The following is a 21,520-nucleotide window of genomic DNA, read 5'->3' on the forward strand; positions in this document are numbered from 1 at the left end:
CGTACATCGACAGTGACGCCTTTCGCCACACAGCGCGTTGCGACTGCGGGTGGAATGGCATTCGACGCTGGTCGCGGGGCTCCGCGGAGCTCGATGCCGCGCTGCATGCGGTTTCGCCCGATCATTTCGTCGACACACCGTGTGATCTCGATCGCGTGCCGTTGATGGCGCTTACGGCGTCCTAGCCAGCCCTTCCAGCCCCCGACGCGTTGTGATTGTCGCCACATCAACGTGCTCGGGGTTCGCAGCGGGACCGACAGGTCCGCTCATTGCTCGGCAACGCTACTGTCGTCCAGTCGGATGCTTTTCCGGCCGACCTACAAATAATTCAAGATTCCGTTCGACGCGAACAGTGGCTGGCACCGTGATTTCGGGGCGAATCAGGCGGATATTCGCAGGGCTACCTGGGCTACCTGGGCTACTAACGCAAGCCCTCACCGCGTCGTAGCGCGCGTCCCGCACCCCAGCCATCCGCCCGCACCCTCAGTTCGCGACCGCGACAGAACGGTCGTCACTGACCGGCGAGGTACGCCTCTTCTTCGAGATCGGCCACGATCAGCCGATTCAACAGCAGGCGGGCTTCGTCGACGCCGTGCAGCTGCACCAAGTTCGTAACAGCCAGGTCGGCCACGTCCGACAGCACTGCGGTTGCTGTATCAGCCCCGTGCTGACGGATTTCTTGGAGCGCCGAAGTCTCCGGTTGTGAGCCCTCGATGCGCTCGAGAAGCAGCTTCACCACGAGACGACGGACGGCGGCCGCCTCAGGATCGATCCCAGTCATGTTCGCCAGGGTAACCGCGACTCCGGATTGCTGACACCGCACAATTGCGGCGAATATGCGTCCAGCAAAGCTGTTCAGCCGTGGAAGATTCGGCCTTTGGCAACGCTGGCAAGATCGTCGAGGATCTGGATGTGCCCGTTCTTCCACTGACGTGGACTGCTGTCGAAAACGCTCAGCACGCCGACTGTGTTGCCCGCATCGTCGGTCAGCGGCACACCCAGGTACGCCGCGATCCGGCCCTCGGCAACGATCGAGTACTTCCCGAAAAGCGGGTGGTGCGCGGCATTTTCGACGCGCACGAGTGATTCGTTGACAACGACGTATTTGTCGAAGGACTCGGCGAGGTCCACGAGATGTTTCGGCGGGGAGGCTGGATCGACTCCGCACGCGCCGGCTAGGGACTGGGATTCTGCGCCAACCAGCACGACTGCCGCCGCAGGCGTGGCCAGCGCGCCTGCAGCGGTGCGGGCCACGCGATCCAAGGTGGGATCTGACGGCGCGCCCATCAGCCCCGTCGAGTTCAGCGCGTGCAGTCGGCGGGGGTCGGCCAGGACTGAGGAGATTCCGTCGCTGACGGTTTCTCCCGAAAGCCCCGACTGCGTGAGGCGGGCCTTCAACGGGCCCGCCGATGCAACGTCGGCGCGCTCGCAATCGCTGATCATCTGCGCAGCGACGGCCCGAGCAACATAGAAATCAACGTTTTCGCCCGAATCGCCGGCGCACTCCTCCAGCCGCTCAGTCAGCCAGGCGTCGAACCCAGGCAGCGAGATGGACATGAAGAAACGGTAGCCAAGATTCGCCAGATCTACACATACATGTGAGATTTACCAGTAGAAACGCACCTTTATTTACGCACAGGAATATGCCAGAAGTGCAGTAAGGCGTTAATTTCCCAGCAGGCGCTGCCGCAATGCCTCGTCTTTGTCCAGCACCATCTGCTCAAGGGAAGCCTGAAAGGCCGCCATTCGGTCCCGCAGCGCGGAGTCCGATGCGCCGAGAATGCGCACCGCCAGCAGCCCCGCGTTGCGTGCGCCCCCGATCGAGACGGTTGCCACCGGCACGCCGGCGGGCATCTGCACGATCGACAGCAGCGAGTCCATTCCGTCCAGGCGCGCCAACGGCACCGGCACGCCGATCACCGGCAGTGGAGTCGCCGAGGCGACCATGCCGGGCAGGTGAGCGGCTCCGCCCGCGCCGGCGATGATCACCTCGATGCCGCGGCCGGCGGCGTCCTGGGCGTAGGTCAGCATCCGGCCCGGGGTGCGATGCGCCGACACGACACCGACTTCGAACGGAACGTCGAACTCCGCCAAGGCCTCTGCGGCCTCTGACATCACCGGCCAGTCGCTGTCGCTGCCCATGATCAAGCCAACCCGTGCGGTCATGCGTGAGGGTCCCATCCGTCCGTCCACTGTGCGTGCGACAACCAGTGTGCCGCCCGCTCCGCCCGCTCCCGCAGGGACTCCACGGACTCCGTCGGCCCGCCGACTTCACCAGAATTTGTCGGCCCGCCGACTTCACTAGAATTTGTCGGCCCGCCGACTTCACTAGAATTTGTCGGCCCGCCGACTTCACTAGAATTTGTCGGCCCGCCGACGATGTTGACGTGGCCGATCTTTCGGCCCGGCCGCTCCTCTTTCCCGTACAGGTGCACCTTGGCGTCGGGCATCCGCGCGAACAGGTGGTGCACGCGCTCGTCCATCGACATCGTCGGCGTCTCAGGTGCGCCGAGCACGTTGCCCATCACCGTCGGGGCGAGCGCCGACGTGTCGCCCAGCGGGTAGTCGAGGACGGCCCGCAGATGCTGTTCGAACTGACTGGTGCGGGCGCCGTCCATCGTCCAGTGCCCGGAGTTGTGCGGCCGCATCGCGAGTTCGTTGACGACCAGTCCACCGTCGACCGTCTCGAACAGTTCGACGGCGAGCACCCCGACAACGCCGAGAGCCGAGGCCACACGGAGCGCCAATTCTGAAGCAGCAGAACCGGTTTCCTCCGACAGGTCGGGTGCGGGCGCGATCACCGTGACACAGATCCCGTCGCGCTGCACCGTCTCGACCACCGGCCACGCGGCGCCCTGTCCGAACGGTGAGCGGGCGACCAGCGCGGCCAATTCGCGGCGCATCGCGACCCGCTCTTCGATCATCACCGGCACGCCGTGGGCCAGGTACCGTTCGACCACCGAGCGCGCCTCGTCGGCGTCGTCGGCCATCATCACGCCGCGACCGTCGTACCCGCCGCGGACGGTCTTGATCACCACCGGTCCCCCGATGTCACGGGCGAACGCGACCGCGTCGTCGGCGGAGGTCACGTCCGAGAAGCGCGGCACCGGCGCTCCGAGTTCGGAGAGACGGCGGCGCATGACCAGCTTGTCCTGGGCATGCACCAGCGCCTCGGGCGGCGGTAGGACATTGACGCCGTCGGCGACCAGCTTGTCCAACAGTTCGGTGGGGACGTGCTCGTGGTCGAAGGTGAAGGCCGTGGAACCCTCGGCGACGCGTCGCAGAGCGTCCAGGTCGGTGTGCGAGCCGAGGACGACGTCTGGGGTGACCTGCGCCGCCGATTCGTCGGGGCGGACCGCAAGGACGCGCAGGGTCTGGCCGAGCGCGATCGCGGCTTGAGCGGTCATACGGGCGAGTTGTCCGCCGCCGATCATGGCGACGACGGGTGGCGAGGCGGAGCGTCTTGACACGGCATACATCGTGTCATGACCTACACCACATCGTTGACCTGCGGTTACTCACGGATGCGGCATCCGGGACAACCGTTACGTAGACTCGCTCCTTGTGTCCTTTGCCGATGCGACGATCGCGCGCCTGCCGCGGCGGTTCCGTCCCTACGCCGAACGGCACCACGAGCTCATCAAATTTGCGATCGTCGGTGCCACGACGTTCGTCATCGACTCGGCGATCTTCTTCACGCTCAAGCTGACGATCCTGGAACCCAAGCCGGTGACGGCGAAGATCATCGCCGGCATCGTCGCGGTGATCGCGTCCTACATCCTGAACCGGGAGTGGAGCTTCCGCGACCGGGGTGGCCGGGAGCGGCATCACGAGGCGCTGCTGTTCTTCGGGGTCAGCGCGGTCGGCGTGCTGTTGAGCATGGCCCCGCTGTGGATTTCGAGCTACGTGTTCATGCTGCGCGTACCGATGGTGTCGTTGGCCGTCGAGAACGTCGCCGACTTCATCTCCGCCTACATCATCGGCAATCTGCTGCAGATGGCGTTCCGGTTCTGGGCGTTCCGCCGCTTCGTGTTCCCCGACGAGTTCGCCCGCAACCCGGAGAAGGCGCTGGAATCCACGCTGACCGGCGGTGGCATCGCCGAGGCGCTGGAGGACGAATACGAACTCCGGCACCCGCACGGCCCGATCGAGGGCACGGACGGCAACGTCACCCCGATGCGGTTGTCGCGCCGGCGCTCACGGCGGCCGATGAGCGAGGCAGACGATGCGAGGGTGTCGAAGACCTCGTAGTCCGGCGCTGCCGGTGTGACGGTCTTTGCATAGCCTGACGTGGTGCCGGGTCGACACCGCCGAAATCAAGTGCGGCCGTTGGCCCTCATCGTTGGGGGGACGGTCGGTGCGCTGCTGCGTTACGCCCTGGCGACGACGTGGCCGCTCCCCCAACAGATGCTGGTGTCGACGATCCTGACGGTCGGACTGGCGTTCACGGTCGCGGTGTACCTGCTGGCGACGAACTCGACATCGATTGTCGCCAGCCTCGTTCTCGGTGTGTGCGCCAGCGCTGCGAGCCTGAGCGCGTGGGCGATCTTGACCATCAGCCAGCCGATGCGGCTGTCGCTCGCGTTCCTCGTTTTGACGCCGGCTGCAGCGGTCGGCGGGCTGCTGTGCGGTTTGGTGGTGGCGCGTGCAGTGGCTCGCTGACCCCACGACGACATGGGTGCTCGTCGCGCTGGGCGGCGCGGTGGGCAGCGCCTTGGGGTTGCTCCTTGTGCGCAGGCCATCCCGACAGCGCCTGTTGGTCGGCACTGCGGTGACCTGCGGGCTGCTGGGTGTCCGCAGCGCGTACCCGTTCTGGCCAGCGCTGACGGATCCGCTGACGTTCGGCGTCCTCGGCTCGGCGGCCAGCATGCTGCTTTTCAGTACCGCACCGCCGCTGTTCCTCGACAGCCAATCGATCTGGCGAACTACGCGTGACGTCACCAAGCGGTTGGCGGTGTATTGCGCCGTGGGTGTCACGTTCGCATTGGCGGGCTACCTCGCGGTGCGCGCAGGAATCACGCTTTACGTAAAGCTGCGATAGGCGCAGCGAACCGCACCGCCGGGTCTGCGTGACACGGGCCAAACTTTCGCAAGTACGACACAGTCAGCCACCCGCGACGTAGTATCAGCGACTGTCAATATTTGCTAGTTGGGGGTTGATCGTGCGTTATTCGAATTACATCGGCCGGGTCGGGGCGCTGGCTGTAGCGCTGGGCATTGGCGCGGCAGTGACGTCCAGTCCTGTTGTTGCATGGGCAGACTCGGAATCCGATGGCACTTCGTCATCCGAACGTACGACTTCTACCAAAACAGCTAGACCGTCAGCCGAGCGAGATGATAGAAACGTAGCTCGCGACGACGACTCGGGGGATGTTAGCGACGAAACGGGTCCTCAGACGGCCGACGACGACGCGGATCCCGCGCCGACCGATTCTGGCGATACCGATGACGACGTTCTCGACGCGGACGAGTTGTCTGACGGCAGCAGCGCCGAAGACGATCCGACCGAGACCAGCGATATCGAGGCCGACGACAGGCGCGATTCACGAGCCGCGGAGCCGGACGAGGCGCTCGCTGACCGAGCTCCGATTTCCCATCACCAGAAGGATGCACCGGCCGACAGCTCCGTCGCAGAGGCGCCGACCGACGCAGACGCGACACTTCCGACGCCGACGGCACCACCGGCGCCCGTCGCTGATGTGACCGTTGCGGTGGTCGAGGAGCCGCCCGTCGAGGAGCCCGAACCGAACGGCGCGACGTCTGTTATGTCCTTACTGTCATCGGTGCTGGCACCGTTGGGCGCTTCCGACAACGAGGTGCCGGTCGATTCACCCCTGGCCTGGGGGCTCTTGGCCTTCGCCCGCCGTCAGGTCGGCCAGCGCAGCGAAGAGACCGGCGTGGGGCTGCGGACGACGGCGCTGGACACCGCCGCGGCGGCCGACCCCAATGCCGCCGCCCCGACCGGCCGGGCCTGGGTGTTCTCGCCGGGATGGTCGACCGGCCGGGTCGTCGGGCTGGTGTTGGGCTCGGACAGCGACGGGGACAGGCTGACCTATACCGCGCCAACGAATACAGAAAAGGGCACGGTCGCCATCACTTCAGGCGGCTGGTTCACGTATACGCCCAGCGACGAGGCGCGGCACACCGCCGCGAAAATCGGTGCCACTGACGAGGATCGGGCTGATTCGTTTGTCGTCACCATCGACGACGGCAACGGCAACCTGACCGAGGTCGAGGTCAATGTCGAGATCCGCCCGGCCAACAGCCGTCCCAATGCGTCTGGGTCAATCGGGCTACCGAACGCCGAAACCGGCGCGGTGACCGGGGTCGTCGTGACCGAGGACAGCGACGGCGACACCGTCACCTACCGGGCCAGCACGTCGGATAAGGGCAGCGTTGTCTTCAATGACGACGGCACATTCGTCTACACGCCCACCGATGCGGCGCGCGAAGCAGCGGCCAATCGAAGCTTCTGGGCATTCGGTGCGCGCCGAGACACCTTCACGGTGACTGTTGACGACGGTTACGGGGGCACCGACACCGTGCGGTTCACCGTGCAGATCGCTGCGGCCGACAATGCGGCACCTGTTTTCGACAGCGTCGACGAACGCGATCCAAGCGCGTGGACGGGCCGCGTGTCGGGGCGAGTGTTCGCTACCGACGCCGACGGTGACAGGCTTTCCTACGCTGGGTCGACCGTCACGGAGAAGGGGCGCGTCACCGTGTTCTCGTCCGGGCGGTTCGTCTACACGCCCAGTTCTGAGGCCCGGCACGCCGCGGCAGCCGTCGGCGCAACGTCTGCCGAGAAAGTCGACACCTTCGCGGTCACGGTGACCGACGGGTTTGGCGGATCCCTGGTCGTGCCGGTGACGATCACCATTGCGCCGCGCAACGCGGCGCCGCGGATCAGCCGCGCGAGCGCGTCGCGGCCAGATGCCGAGACAGGGGTCGTCGACGTCGCGGTCAGCGCGACGGACAGCGACGGGGACGTGCTGACGTTCACCGCGTCCGCGTCGACGACGAAAGGCACAGTGGTCGGCAACGGCAACGGCAGCTTCACCTACACGCCGACTGCCGCGGCGCGGCGCGCAGCAGCACGTGACGACGCAACCGCGGCGGATCGGACCGACACCGTGACGGTGACAGTCACCGACGGTCACGGCGGCATCGTCACCACGACGGTTACGGTGAGCATCGCGCCGTCGACGAGCGCCAATTCTGATCCGACAGGCGGTGCGTTCTCCGTCGACGCACCAGGAGCCAACGGCGTCGTCACCGGTACGGTCACGGCGACAGATCCTGATGGAGACACGTTGTCCTACAGCGGGTCTGGCACGACAGCGAAAGGCACCGTTGTCGTCGAGGCCGATGGCGGCTTCACCTACACCCCGACTGCAGCCGCACGGCATGCCGCTTCCGCCGTCGGCGCACCGACCTCGGCTCTGACGGATTCGTTCACGGTCACCGTCGCCGACGGACTCGGCGGAACACTCACGGTGCCGGTGACGGTCAGCATCGTCGGCGCCAACGCGGTCCCCGAAGCCAGCTTCTCGGCCGGCAATCCCGACCCCACCACGGGCGTGGTCGCGGGCATAGTCACCGCTACCGACGTGGACGGCGACACTCAAACATTCTCTGCCCCAATGCTTTCAGCGAAGGGAGGCGAAGTCACGCTGAACACCACGACTGGCCAGTTCAGCTACAAGCCCACCGACGCTGCTCGCGCTCAGGCTGCGCAAACCGCGGGTGCAGATACCGATACGTTCACCGTGACCGTCAGCGATGGCCACGGAGGCATCGACACTGTCACCGTCTCGGTCACGATCGCACCACCGGTCGTGACGACGACCGAGACCACCCCGGGCACACCGGCCAGCAGCGTCATCGTGGCCTCCGACGGAACGCGTTACCAGGTCACATCGGACTACGACCCGCAGTCCGGGCTGCCCAACGGGTTCACCCGTGTCAGCATCCTCGACGACGACGGTCGGGTCATCACGACCAGTGACGACATCACGGGTGCGATGTTCAGTGGCTCGTCGGCGGTCGTCCGACCTGACGGGAGTCTGCTGCTGGTCACGATGAACTCGTCCGGAAACATCAGCTACGTGTCGGTGGTTGATGCGCAAGGCGTCGTCTCCGAGGCGGGAACGGTAACCGGTATCGCCGCAAGCCCGATCTCACTGTCCGACAACGGAACAGCATTCTTCACGGCCGTCGAGATCAACACCGACGACCAGGGAAACCCGGTTGGTTTCGCATATCGACTCGCACGGGTATCGGCAGCCAACGATACGCAGATCTACGACGTCAACGGGCTGACGGTCGGGCTTCCCGTTGTCACCCCGGACGGCAGCGCGTATCTGCTCCGATACGGCAGTTCCGTCATCTTGGCCATCGCTCCTGATGGAACAGCGACCTCGCATTTCGAGCAGCCAATTGCCTCGGCGACCCAATTGGTGCTTGCCTCCGACGGCAACGTCTATGCGGCAGTGACGACCACCAGTGGTCAGGCCGGCAACGTCACCGACGTGCTGATGTTCAGCGGTTCGACGCTCACCGTGCGTCAAATCCCGGGTGTGCTGGGCTTCGGCGGCGCGCCGATGACGGTCGGACCGGACGGGAGCGTCCACGTGGTCACCGGCGCCCAAACCCCGACAGGGATCCAGTTCTCACTGTCGCGCATCACCGCTACCGCGATACAGACGACGACGTTCGAAGGGAACTTCACCAGTTTCGTCAGAGTTGCGGGCGACGGCACCGCCTACATTCAGGCACAACGATTCTCCGGCAACAACATTGTGAGGGAGCTGAAGATCGTTCGCACCGACGGCACCGTGATCTCGGTGACGATCCCGGGTCAGGGAGCCGCGCTCCAGGCCAACGGCGGCAATCTCGTGGTGGCACCCGACGGTACGGCCTATACGTCTTACATCTCTGAGACCGGCCGGTTCCACATCGCCGTGATCACCGCGGATGGAGCGATCACGACCCGCGCTCTTCCGGTCGGGGTGAGCGTGGATCAGCCGGTCAGCATTTCTCCGACGGGGGCCGCGTTCCAGCGGGTGAGCCGCGTCGACCCGGAGACCGGGCAGTCGTTCGTGTCGGTGGTGTCTGTGGCGACGGGTGCGGTCTCGGAAGAGATTCCCGGCCTCGGCGCCGTGTCGATGGGTACCGACCCGATCGTCTTCGGGCCGGATGGCCGCGGATATGTTTTCGCTGCCCAACCGAGTGAGGACGGCGGTAGCCCCACCACATCGGTTCTCGTACTGCGGGCCGACGGTTCGACACTTGACACCTTCACCGCCGTTGGAAGTGTCGTGGCCGGTCTGCAGCCAGGTGGCTTGACCGGTTTCCTCCCCCGCTTGGTCGCGTTTGCGCCGGATGGCACTGCGTACGTGACGATTTCACCCGGCCCCGATGTCGTCGGCGGCGTCAGCGAGGTGTGGGCCGTGTCGGCGGCGGGAGCAGTCAAGGTCATCGAGGTCGCCGCGACACAGGTCGTCATGGTCAGCGTGGACCTCGACGGGACGGCGTATCTCAGCGCGGGCTATCGGGATGAGGCCACGGGCGATGGGGTCACCAAGGTGCACGCGATCGGTGATGCCCCCGTGGTCGGTGTGCCGGGGTTCGTGGTGGACGAGGTCGACAGCGAGACTGGTTCGGTCACCGGACATTTCAAGGTCTTCGGCCCCAAGGGCCAGGCGCTGAGCTACCAGCTCGACACTTCGGTGTCAGCAGAGGTGGGCAGCCTCGACGTCGACAGCGCCACCGGCGTATGGACGTTCACCCCGACGCAGGCGGCCCGCGAGGCGGCCTACCTCACCGCGGGTGCCGACGCCGTGCCCTTCGCGGTGATTGTCACGGACGGCGAAAGATCTGTCACAGTCGATGCGTCCGCGCCGATCGCCGAACTGGCTCCGTATCAGCCGCCCGTCATCAACGAGGCTGAGCCGTACACGGTAGCCCTGGGTGGGGCTGACCCGAGCACCGGCGCTATCAGCGGTCAGGTCAACGTCACCGACGACGAGGTGTTGACCTATTATGTTGTGACGCAACCTGATCCGGCGCTGGGAACGGTCGAGCTGAACGCTCAGACCGGGCAGTGGACATTCACGCCCACCGCGCGCGCCCGCGTGCTGGCTCAGGCTTTGGGCCAGCAGAGTGTCGAGTTCACCTTCGCGGTCGCAGCGAGCGACGGAACGACCGCGACGGTGCCAATTACGATCACCGAGCCGATCACCGGATCGGCGGTCGCCGCGGTCCGGCTCCCGTCGGGCGCAAATCCGGTGCAGTCGTTCATCGATCCCGACACTGGTGCCGGCTACTTCTTCACCTACAACGAAGAACAGCAGACGTCGCAGGTCGCAGCTATCGTCGAGCGCAACGGTAGTTACCGCATCGTCGCCGACTCACCCGTCTCGGGCGTCGTGATCGGCACGGTGACCGTCGGCGACACGAACTATGTCGTCTCGGTGACGTTCGGAGCCGAGTATCACACGTATCTCTCGCGGTTGGGGTTCGACGGCTTAACCCCCCTCGGTGCCGCAATTCCAGGCGAACCCTTGGACTTTGAGGGCGACTTAGTCACACCCCGCCACTTCACCGCGGGAGGTACGACCTATCTCGTGACGCAGTCTGATACGTCTGATTCAGGCCCTGCGGAGGTTCGCGTCACCGTCCTCACCCCGGACGGACTGGGTTGGACGGCAATCCTGCCCGGCGGTTTCCAGGAAGTCATCATGGCTGGCGGTCGTGCATTCGTGAGGTCGCAGTCGGGTAATTACGAGTCGGGCTATGAGACCCACCTCACCTTGGTCGGGCCGGAAGGAGTGACTCCCCCAACGATCTCCATGCCCGGAACGATGAGTCGCGACCCTTTGGTCATCGGCGGGACCACCTATGTCCTGACCATCGATGATTCCGAACTCATAAGCCGTGTGAGTGCATTGACGGCCGACGGCGCCGTATACGTGGGGGAAGTTCCCGGCCGCGTGACCGGCGATCCGGTGATGATCGGTGGTACGCCGTACCTGCTGTCAGAAATCGGTCGCTGGAACTCGGTCGAAACCCGGCGGGTTTACCTGTCGACGTTCGGCCCCGCGGCTCTGAGCATGGCCGGGGTGGGAGACCCCTTAGCCGGCTACCTGTCGTCGGGCTCTGGCGAGTTCGCCGGCAGATTGGATATTGGGGGCACCACCTATGTGGTGGTGCGGACCTACGATGCGGAAACCGGTATCCAGACCCGACTCATGAGGGTCAGTGCCGAAGGTCTGACACCAGTCGGCGACGGTGTGCATGACACGACCGAATCACCCGATCCGATCGTCGTCCTGGTCGCCGGAAATCCGTACGTCGCCACATGGACGGGGGACGCTACCGGCCATCAGGTCCATCTGCTCGCGGTCGGCCCCAGCGGTCTGACGCCGGTGGGCGAACCTGTTCATCTGGTTTCCACCAATTACCTTGCGCAGGCGAGGAGCTTTATTGTCGGCGACACCGTCTACCTGGCAGCCCAGACGACAAGACCGGGCCTCAGCGGCTGGGAGACTTATCTGCTGCGTGTCGGACCCACGGGACTCGCCCTCGTCGGAAGTCCCATAGCCGGCGAACTCGAAGATCACGGTGTCGATGCCGCCGTCGTAGGTGACACGGCTTACCTGGTGACCGTGACTGGAAACGACGAATCCGGCTATCAGACGCACCTGACGGCGGTGCAGCAGGACAGCGCGGCACCGGTGGACGTTGTCATTCCGGGCCGCGTGATCCAGACGTACGGCGCTCCGTTCCCGCGATTGGTCAGTGTTGGTGACACGACCTACTTGATGACGGTCACCGGCAACTACTGGGACGGTGACCAACATTTCTATCTGACAGAGATCGGTCCCGACGGCGTCACCCCTCCCGGAGTCGCGCGTCCTGGGATTCCCGACGACGAACCCCTTGTCATCGAGGGCAAGACCTACGTGATTTCGATCGTTCGCCGCGAGGTGCCTGAAGAGGGCTATTGGAGAGCAGACCGTACGTACCTCACGGTTTTGGAACCAGGCACGCCGGCTGTCGAGCACCTAATTCCCGGTGGGATACAACGCGGACCCGTCGCAGTGGGCGGGACCACGTACCTGATGTCCACCACCGTCACCGGCGACGGAAGGGATATCGAGGATTATCAGACCCAACTGTGGGAGATGACCGGATACGGCCCGGTGCGGGTGGCTGAACCGTTTCCCGGGCCGCCTAATGGTTTTAACCATGACATCGTCCTCATCGGCGATACCACCTATCTGACTACGGCCGCCGGTCTGTGGGCCGTCGGTGTCGACACGGCTCAAGCCAGCCAGGAGTTCTGATCATCGGCAGCGCTCAGGATGTCGGCTAGGCGCACTGCCCTTGAATGACGGCTTTCACCCATCCGCCGTATTGGTAGAGGTACTGGTACTGCCAATTGGCGACCGAGAACGGATACGTGCGCGGCACGTCGCGCATGATCACCGAACGGTCCGGTGAAGTGAAGCACTGATCGAAGATGTAGCGAGCGCGGGGCAGGTGAAACCGCCAACTGATGACGATGACGGACTTCCAGCCGTACTGCTGGGCGAATTGCCGCGTCATGATGGCTTCCCCACGGGTGGTGAAAGGCGTTGCCACGCTGCACATCACCTGAATGTCGGTTCGTGGTTGACAGGCCTTCTGCATCGTCCGGTTCCTGGGACCCGGGGGCGTGGACAGCAGCACCGCGGGCGCGTACCCGCGCTGTGCAAGGGAGATCCCGTACTCCTGGCGGCCGTCGTAGTCGCCGGAGAGGACGACGATCGCGTCGGCACGTTTCAGCGGATCCGCCTGGGCACGGGCGAAAAGGATCGTGCCGCTAGCACCGTTGAGGAACAACAGGGCGACGAGCGCCGCGATCGAGGCGTACACGAGGTGGCGTTGTCGGCGCCGCATCTACTGCACGCTAAGGCACCCGCGGCCGGGCCGCGAACTCAGCTCGGCCGCTCCTCGGTTCCCAAAGTGTCGAACACTTCGTGGTAGAGCAGCGAGTGGACTTGCTCGACGCGCGGAATGTCCTGGAACTCGAGCGGATCCTGGGATGCCGATTCGATGATGAGCGTCCCGGTTCGGAAGATGCGGTCGATGAGGCCGTGCTGGAATTCGACGCTGTTGATGCGCGCCAGCGGAATGTCGATGCCCGACCGGGTGACCAGCCCGTGCCGGTACATGACGCGACGGTCGGTGATGACGAAGTGGGTGGTCCACCAGTTCAGGAATTTCCAGACCGACAGCCAGCCGACCAGAACCAGCCAGATCGCGGCGATGACTCCGAAGATGATGTTCTTGGCGGTCGGTTCCCAGTTCAGGGTGTTGACGTAGCCCGCGATAAATGCGGCCGCCGCCGAGACGACGACCAGAACCAGCGCCGGCATTGCCAACCGCCCCCAGTGCGGGTGGCGGTGCAAGACCACATGTTCATCCTTGGCGAGCACATTTTCCGGGTAGCCCACGGCAGCACTGTACTGGGGAATTGACGCGTCGGCGGGCCCTTCGCCAGCCGGCGGGAGGTCTTCGCATCCTTCCTGTCAGCCAGCTGGCGATTTGCTGCGGCACTGGCGCCACCTGCGCGTAGATTCATTACCGTGCAGACGGGGGTATGCCGGTGCGGCCACGAGCGCTCAGCGCACGAGCATTATCGTGCCGGTTCGGACTGCTCGGTGTGCGAGTGCTCGCGCTTTCAGCTCGGCGACAATAGCTTCCGCGCCTGGCTCCTGCGGCTTTTCGTTCGCTGACGGCAGCAGATCAGCTTCGCAATATCCCGGTTTCGTGGTATCCGAGGTCTGTATTGACCTGCCACGGATCGGCGTTTTCACCGAAGTACCGGGCGACGCTGTGCAGGGCGCTCAGCATTGCGTGGTCTTGGTTGTCGTACCGGTGCATGCCGTTACGTCCGATGGGCAGCAGAGTCGGGTGGTTCTGGCGTATGTAGTCCCGGATCCGCACGACGTTTCGTTCGCGACCAGGGTCGTAGATGGGGTATGCGTACTGGGATCGAACGATCATGACGTGTTCGAGGTCGCGGCTGTCAACTCCAAGTGCACGAAGGTCGTTTCCGACGATCTCGCGCAAGGTGTCGTCGCCCGCCAGCCACAGGTCGTCGTGCGGGAGGGTGAAGTATTCAAACCCCAGGTGCGTCCCCGTGAACCCGTCGGGTGAGAGGGCGGGCGACCAGCGTCCATAGTTTTGGATGCGGCCCACGCGGAACTCCGGTCCCGGCGTGTACACCCAGTTGAACGGCATGTCGTAGTGCTTGCGCAGCGCGACGGCGACCGTGATGACGGAGCGGTGCCGCAGGGTCGCGGCGATCGCAGAAATGTGTTTCGGCGGCGTGGGTTCCAGCATGTTCACCAGCAGTTGCAACGGCATGCTGGAGAACAGCACATCGCCCGACGCGGTCTGACCGTCCTTCAGCTCGATCGTCCAGCCGTCACCGTTGTCGCAGATCCCGACCACAGGCGAGTTCAGCTGCGGCGCCGCACCCTCGGCAGCCAGTGCTGTTGCGGCGGCATCCCACAGTTGACCGGGCCCGAGCCGCGGATAGAGGAAGACGTCTCGGTCGGCAGCCCGGTCGCGGGGGCGGCGCCAATCAATCGGTTTGATCCGCTGATTTGCCCAGTCGCTGGCGAGGTGGTCGGGGTCGGCCAACCAGGTCTTGCGAACGTACCCGTCGAAAAACAGCTGGTACCAGTGGCGGCCGAACTCTTCGATGCCCCACTCGCGGAACGTCTGCGGCCTGTCGACGGCGCGCCAGCCGCGACGAATCCGGGAGCCCGCAATACTGCCGACACCACGTAAGCCACTTCGAAAGCCCAACTGCCGCAGAAGATCCCGACCCCGAAGCGGATACGGAACGAAGTGGCCGTCGACAAGCATCGTAGAGCTGCGAGGCACCGCGATCCACTGATCGTTCGGCAAAAGAGACTTCCAGAAGTCCAGGATTTCTTCGTGTCGGGTGAAGAAGCGATGACCGCCGGGGTCGACCCGCCAGGCGCCGTCGCGGGGCGTACGGGCGAGGCCGCCGACGTGTGATGACCCTTCGAACACCCGGGGCGTCACTCCCCGCTTCACGAGGTCGAGCGCAGCAGTGAGTCCCGCGGGTCCCCCGCCGATGATGAGGGGGTTCTTGGCTGTCATCGAGGCGCTACCTTCCGCGCCTTTGCGGGAAGCCACGGTGCGCGGCGATCAGCTCGTCGACGTCCTGCGCCGTCAGCTCGTTGAGCGGCGTCGAGAGGAACATGAGTTCGGCGTACTGGCTTTGCAGCGGCAGGAAGCCACTAAGCAGCGGTTCTGCCGTGGTCCGGATGACCAGGTCGACGTCGGGAATGTCGAATGCCGCACTTATGTCGCACCCCTCGGCTTGTGCCCGCGCATGCGCGAGCCGCAGTTCATCCATAGCGTCATAGGCGGCAAGGATGTTCACTTTGAAGGCGGTGCCGGTGGTGACGCGCTCCAACGCGGCGGCCGCCTCGACGTAGTCGCGGGGCAGCAGGGCGCGGTCACCGTGCAGCCGTATGGCGCATTCCTCGGGGTCGAAATTTGCGGGAAGCAGCTCGCGGAAGAAGTGGATGGATGCGGCATACACAGCGTCCAATTCGGCGCTGGGCCGAGCCAGGTTGGCGCGACTCAGGTTGTACACCGACACCGTGTGCACACCGTTGCGCTGGAGGGCGAGCAGGACCTCGACGACCTTCTCGGCTCCGCGCCGATACGAGTCGGTGAGCGTGGTGCCGTTCGCTTCGGCCCACCGCCGCATTCCGTCGGGGATCAGACCCACGTGAGCCGGCTTCACGGCACACTCACCCCCCCGCCCGATGTACGCGCCCTCAGCAAATGTAGCCCAGCTCGCTTTGCCCATCTATCGAATTCGTCAATTCACTGCAGAACCGGCTCTGAGTGTGAATATTGGGGCCAGAGTGAATGCGCGTGGGCAAATCCGGATGCCATCGCCGGGCGCAGCGTGCCGCTTACCCGTTCCGGCGCCTTTCTGCGCGATGACTCGCCAAGCCGCCACGTGAACACGCAGCCGCCCCGCCCAAAGCTCTGGCTGCCTGCAGATAGGGTGTCACCGAGCGCCGTGGCGGCACCCAGCCGACCCAGACGGCGCGGTGTTCTCTGCGACGACGCCGGCCGCGATAACGAAGGAGTCTGCTCTGCACGTCCTCTTTGTGTGCACCGGGAACATCTGCCGGTCGCCGACCGCCGAGCGTCTGGCAACGGCATACGCGTTGGAAATGCATATAGCGGACTTCAGCGCATCGAGCGCAGGCACAAACGCGGTAATCGGCCATCCAATGCACGCCGAGGCAGCACTTGTCCTTCAGCAACTCGGCGGCGAACCGGCAGAGTTCGCGGCACGACAGTTGACGGCAAAAATAGCGTCCGGCGCCGACCTGATCTTGACCATGACGGCAAAGCACCGTGACCGCGTGCTGGAACTCAGCCCACCCAAGCTCAGCAGAACGTTCACGCTGACCGAAGCATCACGGCTTGCGTCGGATTTCGGCGCAGAGAGCATCGCCGATTTGGCCAGCCTCCGACCTCAATTGTCCAGGCATGATCGCCCGGATGTTCCGGATCCGATCGGGCAAAGTACCGAGGTCTTCGAGTCCATCGGGACTCAGATTGCGGAACTTTTGCGTCCGATTATCGGGCTGTGCCAGCCTGAGTAGTACGTCGACGGTCAGTAAGCTCCGCTGCGGGCGAATACGACCCGTGGCGTCTTCGCAATGATCCGAACGTCCCACATCAGCGACCAGGACCTGACGTATACCGAGTCAAGGTGCTGCAGGTCGGCATAGGTGAGATCGCTTCGGCCGCAGACCTGCCAGAGGCCGGTGATTCCAGGCTTCGCGTCCAATCGCGCCAACCCCGCCGCGCCGTCGATGCGATCTGCCTCCTCAACGGGCAGCGGCCGCGGGCCAACGAGAGACATCTCGCCGCGAACGACGTTGATCAGCTGGGGCAGTTCGTCGAGGCTGGTTTTGCGAATGAACGCCCCGACGCGGGTGACGCGCGGATCGTTCTCCATCTTGAATAGCGGTCCGTCCGATTGGTTGTGTTGCGCAACGGAATTGCGCTTTTCCCACGCATCGGCGGTCATCGAGCGGAACTTGAAAATCCGGAACGGCACGCCGCCCTGCCCGCCACGCTCCTGGCGGAAGAAGACCGGACCGCGAGTGTCGAGCTTGATGGCCAGCGCGATGAGCAGCAGGACAGGCGATGCGGCGAGCAGCGCACAGCACGCCAACGTTACGTCCATGAACCGCTTCATCATTCGCGCGCTCGGCCCGAGAGAGGCAGTCGGCAGGTGCATCAAGGTGAGTCCGTGCAGTTCTTCGGATTCACTGCGCCAGTTGTGCAACTCGAAGTAGCGCGGGATCTCTGATACCGGCACCCGGCCCTGAAGCTGCCGCAGCGCTTCGAGGACGATGGCATCGCTGGTGTTGGGGAAACCAACGATCACCCGGTCGATCTTGTAGGCGGCGCAGACTGCGGGCAGGTCGCTGAGCCCGCCGAGTACCACCGAGGTGGTACCCGGTGCGACGTCGTCGTCGACATGACCGACGACGAACGTGTCGGGGCACCGCTGCAGCCTGGAGGTGAGTCGGTCGGAGATTGGACCCGTCCCGATGACCAAGATCCGGCTGACAGTCGGATCCATCGTCCGAGCGATCAGCCTGCGGCCGAGGGGAACAAGCAGAACGGCAGGCAGCGTCATCGCCACAGCGGCAGTCAATGTCATGCCGCGCCCGTCGCGGAATACAAAGGCATCGATAAAGAGAGCAAGCAGTGCTCCAGTGGGCACGCAGCGTGCGATCACCCCGGGTCGCCACCACTCGCTCGGCCTCAGCCGTGCAGCCGGCCGGCGGTACAGGCCGTGCAGGTGCAACGCCAGCGCCATCGCGAAGATGGCAATGCCGACATCGACGGCAGCATTGACGACGTCGATGTAGCCGGCGCGCGCGGGGCTGATCACGTTCAGCGCTACCGCACCGAGCACGGCAGAGAACGCGAGGGTAGTGATATCGGCGACCTGCAGGTAGTAGCGGTGCCGCAGCCCGAGTTTCATCGCCTGGTGGGTGTCGTTCGATTGCCACTTCGCAGATGATCCCCCAGAAGACCCGCCCCCTGGTGGTGCTGACGTTGTCGGTGTCGCCTCGATCGTCACTATCTCCCCCTAGATATACTTCGTGCTCCCCTACCAGCCAAAGCCCATGAGCCGGAGACCCGATCCGGCGAAACTGGCTTCTGGCAAGATATTGCGACCATCCACGATGAGGTCGCCCCGCATGACCCGACGTAACCCGGCAGGGTCGAGGAGCCGAAACTCTGGCCATTCTGTGGTCAGAACTACGGCGTCGACCCTGTTGGCAGCTTCGTACGCGTCATCAGCCATCCGCACTGCAGAGTACTCGCTCGGCAGCGTTTTCACGACGGGATCGTAGGCAGAGACAATTGCTCCCGCGGCGATCAATCGTTTGGCGATGTCCAATGCCGGCGCATCGCGCAGGTCGTCGGTCCCGGGCTTGAAGGTGAGGCCGAGAAGCGCGATGCGGCGACCTTTGAGCATGTGCAACTCGCGCTGCAGCTTGCGGACGGCACTTGACCGCTGCCTCTTGTTGATTTCGACAGTCGCCTGCAGCATCGACGGCGTGTAACCGTATTCCTGGCCCGACGAGATGAGTGCCGCAACGTCCTTGCCGAAACACGAGCCACCCCATCCCACCCCCGGATTGAGGAATGCGCTGCCGACGCGGTGGTCGGCGCCGATCGCGGGAATGACCTCGCGAACGTCAGCGCCGAAGACCTCGCACAACTGCGCGATCTCGTTGGCGAAGCTGATCTTTGTGGCGAGGAAAGCATTCGCCGCGTACTTGATCATCTCGGCGGATGCCAGTTCCGTCGTGATCAGCGACGGCTTGATGTCGCGCCGACCACCTTCGAACGACTGATCGAGGACGGGCTGATACAACTCGGCGACTCGGCTGACATCAGCTTCTGGGCCACCGAGCACGATGCGATCCGGGTACAGGAAGTCCTCAAGGGCGCAGCCCTCGCGAAGGAACTCGGGGTTGGACACCACGTGGAAGGACAGTTGGCGGTTTCCCTCAAGGGCATCCTCGAGGATGGTGCGGGTCCAGTTGCCCGATCCGACCGGCACCGTCGACTTATTGACGATCACCACGCCAGCGCGCAGATAAGGCGCCAGCGATTGAATGGCGCTTTCGAGCTGGGCGAGGTCGGGGGATCCATCTGGTCCCGGTGGTGTACCTACGCAGAGAAACACGAAGTCGGCGTCGGACAGCGCCTCGGCCGGCTGATCGGTGAAACGGAGCCGCCCCGTGGCCAACGACGCTTCGAGCATCTCGGGCAGACCCGGCTCGTGGAAAGGGGCCTGCCCCTTGTTGAGCTGCCCCGCGCGCGACGAGTCGCTGTCGAGACCGCACACGGTATGGCCCAGGTAGGCCAAACAGGTTGAGGTGACCGCACCGACGTAACCGGTGCCGATCACGGCGACTTTGTGGCGCGGGTGCGCTTCGGCTGGCTGCAGCGGCGTGGAGGCGACGGCCCGTTCTGCGCCCTCGTTAAGGTCGCGGAACCACGCGATGGTTTTGAGGAGCCCATCGCGGGGGGCAACTTGCGGCTCCCACTGGAGTGCGGTGCGCGCGAGGGTGATGTCGGGCTGACGCTGCGAGGGGTCATCCTGGGGACGCGCGACAAACTCCACAGGTGACTCGCTACCGGCGAGTTCGCGGATGAACTCGGCCAACTCGAGGATCGAGAGCTCGTGCGGGTTACCGATGTTGACCGGGCCGGCGAGGTCGGAGAAGAGCAACTGCAGCGCCCCCTCGACCAGGTCGTCGACATAGCAGACTGACCGCGTATGGCTGCCGTCCCCGTGCACGGTGATCGGTTCACCGGCCAGCGCCTGAGTGATGAAGTTGGGGATCGCGCGCCCGTCGTTAGGACGCATGCGCGGGCCGTAGGTGTTGAAGATCCGCATGATCGCGGTGTTGACGCCGTGCATCTTTCGATACGACACAGTGAGTGCCTCAGCGAATCGCTTGGCCTCGTCGTAGCAGGCCCGAGGCCCGACGGGATTGACATTGCCCCAGTAGCTTTCGGGCTGCGGGTGCACGTGGGGGTCGCCGTAGGTTTCGGATGTCGACGCGAGGAGATAGCGCGCGCCCTTTTCCTTCGCGAGACCAAGAGTGTGCAGCGTCCCCAGTGATCCTGCCTTCATGGTTTGGATCGGAAGTTCGGCGTAATCAATCGGCGACGCTGGAGAGGCAAAATGCAGCACGTAGTCGACGGGGCCAGGAATCGAAACGAAATCGCTGACGTCGGCCTTGATCAGCCGAAAGCCGTCGTGGCCCTGCAAATGGGCGACGTTATCCGGTGAACCGGTGACAAAATTATCGATGCAAACCACGTCAATGTCCTGCGCGAGCAGGCGCTCAACAAGAAATGACCCTATAAACCCAGCGCCGCCAGAAATTACTGCTCGCTGTCGCATAACCCCCCTTGTATGTGTCGAGAGCCCAGCTTCGAATTCCGAAAATTCTAAGCGCCCAAACCTTACCCAGCACCTGAGCCTGACGCCGACGCTTGAGCAAACGATCCCTGCGCAGAGGCTACCATCGGCGAATGTATGCAACAACCGGAATTGCAGCTCGAACTCGATGAGTGCCCGGCACTGCACTACAGCAGAGCCACTGAAACCTCATCGACATGAAGGCGGTGCGGGCAAAGCAACTTACGCCCCAGCCTCAGCCTGCCATGCTCCGCACACAACACAGCCCCTGCTGCGGCTACGCGGCGCTGCCGATCCAAGAATACATACAAACACAATTCTATTAAATTGTGCGTCAACATGAGAGCTGAGGCCGACTAATCAAATACGCTGTCCCATACATAGGTCAAGCTCAGAGCCAGCGCTTTTCCAAACAAATCCGTAGGCGAAAAATATTTCCTTTGCATCAAATGAGAGCGAGTCACAACTTCCTAAGTTCGAAACGCCAAATCATAAACTGGCTCAGGGTGAACTCCACTCACCGGCATTGAACTCTTATTTGCGCGACCATACTTCAGCCACTGAGGCGGGGAGGCTTGCGGATTATTTGCGCTACGAAGGCGGGATTGTTTTGCAAATACCGCTTCCAGAGTCGTCGCGGCTCTTTGCCGAGTCTGTAGAGCCATTCCAAACCGCGCTCCTGAATCCAAGGTGGCGCCTGCGAAACCATCCCCGCATGAAAGTCGAACGCAGCGCCAACACCCAATAGTGCCGGCGCCTGCAGACGCCCCATGTGCGCCGCCATCCATCTCTCCTGCTTGGGTGTCGACAAGCCTACCCAGACGATGTCCGCACCTGAGCGATTTATCCGATCGGTGGCTCTGTTGCAAAAATCGTGAAGCTTGAGCATGCTTGGCGGAGATTGGACGGACGGAACGATGACGGATTTCAAGT

The 21,520-nt window shown here is 64.0% G+C and carries 16 protein-coding genes; 5 read left to right on the forward strand and 11 right to left on the reverse strand.

Features of this window, described 5'->3' with window-relative positions:
• Positions 1–511: 511 nt before the first annotated feature.
• The 4 genes from AWC12_RS01785 to AWC12_RS01800 all read right to left on the reverse strand — a co-directional run bounded on the left by AWC12_RS01785 (position 512) and on the right by AWC12_RS01800 (position 3,434).
• Entirely contained in the window at positions 512–781 is a 270-nt protein-coding gene (locus AWC12_RS01785) for a hypothetical protein (RefSeq protein ID WP_085171916.1), read from the reverse strand.
• A gap of 74 nt (positions 782–855) precedes the next feature.
• A complete protein-coding gene (locus tag AWC12_RS01790) occupies positions 856–1,557 on the reverse strand; it encodes a GAF domain-containing protein (RefSeq protein WP_085171918.1) in 702 nt (233 codons plus the stop codon).
• A 108-nt stretch (positions 1,558–1,665) separates the two neighbouring features.
• Entirely contained in the window at positions 1,666–2,166 is a 501-nt protein-coding gene (gene purE, locus AWC12_RS01795) for a 5-(carboxyamino)imidazole ribonucleotide mutase (RefSeq protein ID WP_085171920.1), read from the reverse strand.
• A complete protein-coding gene (locus tag AWC12_RS01800) occupies positions 2,163–3,434 on the reverse strand; it encodes a 5-(carboxyamino)imidazole ribonucleotide synthase (protein ID WP_234813803.1) in 1,272 nt (423 codons plus the stop codon). Before AWC12_RS01800 ends, purE begins: the two co-directional genes overlap by 4 nt.
• Positions 3,435–3,564: 130 nt before the next feature.
• Here AWC12_RS01800 and AWC12_RS01805 point away from each other — a divergent pair, with 130 nt between their 5' ends.
• The 4 genes from AWC12_RS01805 (at position 3,565) to AWC12_RS01820 (ending at position 12,350) form a co-directional block, all read left to right on the forward strand.
• Positions 3,565–4,251 (forward strand): GtrA family protein, encoded by a 687-nt coding sequence (locus AWC12_RS01805; protein ID WP_085171924.1) that lies wholly within the window; start codon positions 3,565–3,567, stop codon positions 4,249–4,251.
• A 69-nt stretch (positions 4,252–4,320) separates the two neighbouring features.
• Positions 4,321–4,662: a chromosome condensation protein CrcB gene (locus tag AWC12_RS01810; protein WP_234813804.1), complete on the forward strand. Its 342-nt coding sequence runs from the start codon at positions 4,321–4,323 to the stop codon at positions 4,660–4,662.
• Positions 4,646–5,041 (forward strand): hypothetical protein, encoded by a 396-nt coding sequence (locus tag AWC12_RS01815; protein WP_085171926.1) that lies wholly within the window; start codon positions 4,646–4,648, stop codon positions 5,039–5,041. The genes AWC12_RS01810 and AWC12_RS01815 overlap by 17 nt, the downstream gene beginning before the upstream one ends.
• A 430-nt stretch (positions 5,042–5,471) precedes the next feature.
• Positions 5,472–12,350 carry a cadherin-like domain-containing protein gene (locus tag AWC12_RS01820; protein ID WP_085171928.1) on the forward strand — a complete coding sequence of 2,293 codons (6,879 nt, stop codon included), beginning with the start codon at positions 5,472–5,474 and terminating at the stop codon, positions 12,348–12,350.
• A 25-nt stretch (positions 12,351–12,375) separates the two neighbouring features.
• Here AWC12_RS01820 and AWC12_RS01825 read toward each other — a convergent pair whose 3' ends face one another.
• The 4 genes from AWC12_RS01825 to AWC12_RS01840 form a co-directional block, all read right to left on the reverse strand.
• Complete coding sequence (locus AWC12_RS01825; protein ID WP_085171930.1) at positions 12,376–12,945, reverse strand: YdcF family protein; 570 nt, start codon at positions 12,943–12,945, stop codon at positions 12,376–12,378.
• A gap of 38 nt (positions 12,946–12,983) precedes the next feature.
• The gene (locus tag AWC12_RS01830; protein WP_085171931.1) at positions 12,984–13,502 is read right to left on the reverse strand and encodes a PH domain-containing protein; all 519 of its coding nucleotides are present in this window, start codon (positions 13,500–13,502) and stop codon (positions 12,984–12,986) included.
• A gap of 292 nt (positions 13,503–13,794) precedes the next feature.
• Entirely contained in the window at positions 13,795–15,186 is a 1,392-nt protein-coding gene (locus AWC12_RS01835; protein WP_085171947.1) for an NAD(P)/FAD-dependent oxidoreductase, read from the reverse strand.
• A 7-nt stretch (positions 15,187–15,193) separates the two neighbouring features.
• Complete coding sequence (locus tag AWC12_RS01840; protein ID WP_085171949.1) at positions 15,194–15,826, reverse strand: undecaprenyl diphosphate synthase family protein; 633 nt, start codon at positions 15,824–15,826, stop codon at positions 15,194–15,196.
• Positions 15,827–16,202: 376 nt separating this feature from the next.
• Between AWC12_RS01840 and AWC12_RS01845 the strand changes: the two genes are divergently transcribed.
• Positions 16,203–16,721, forward strand: coding sequence for an arsenate reductase/protein-tyrosine-phosphatase family protein (locus tag AWC12_RS01845; protein ID WP_085171951.1), 519 nt, complete (start codon positions 16,203–16,205; stop codon positions 16,719–16,721).
• 11 nt (positions 16,722–16,732) lie between these two features.
• Here the strand turns inward: AWC12_RS01845 and AWC12_RS01850 are convergent, their stop codons facing one another.
• From AWC12_RS01850 to AWC12_RS01860, 3 genes are all read right to left on the reverse strand, one after another.
• Positions 16,733–18,121, reverse strand: coding sequence for a sugar transferase (locus AWC12_RS01850; protein ID WP_085171933.1), 1,389 nt, complete (start codon positions 18,119–18,121; stop codon positions 16,733–16,735).
• A gap of 129 nt (positions 18,122–18,250) precedes the next feature.
• A complete protein-coding gene (locus AWC12_RS01855) occupies positions 18,251–20,755 on the reverse strand; it encodes a UDP-glucuronate decarboxylase (protein WP_234813801.1) in 2,505 nt (834 codons plus the stop codon).
• A 385-nt stretch (positions 20,756–21,140) separates the two neighbouring features.
• The coding region (locus AWC12_RS01860; RefSeq protein WP_133057293.1) for a WecB/TagA/CpsF family glycosyltransferase at positions 21,141–21,520 on the reverse strand (380 nt) is incomplete at its 5' end.

Origin of the sequence: Mycolicibacterium iranicum (assembly GCF_002101705.1) — a bacterium.
GTDB lineage: Bacteria > Actinomycetota > Actinomycetes > Mycobacteriales > Mycobacteriaceae > Mycobacterium > Mycobacterium iranicum.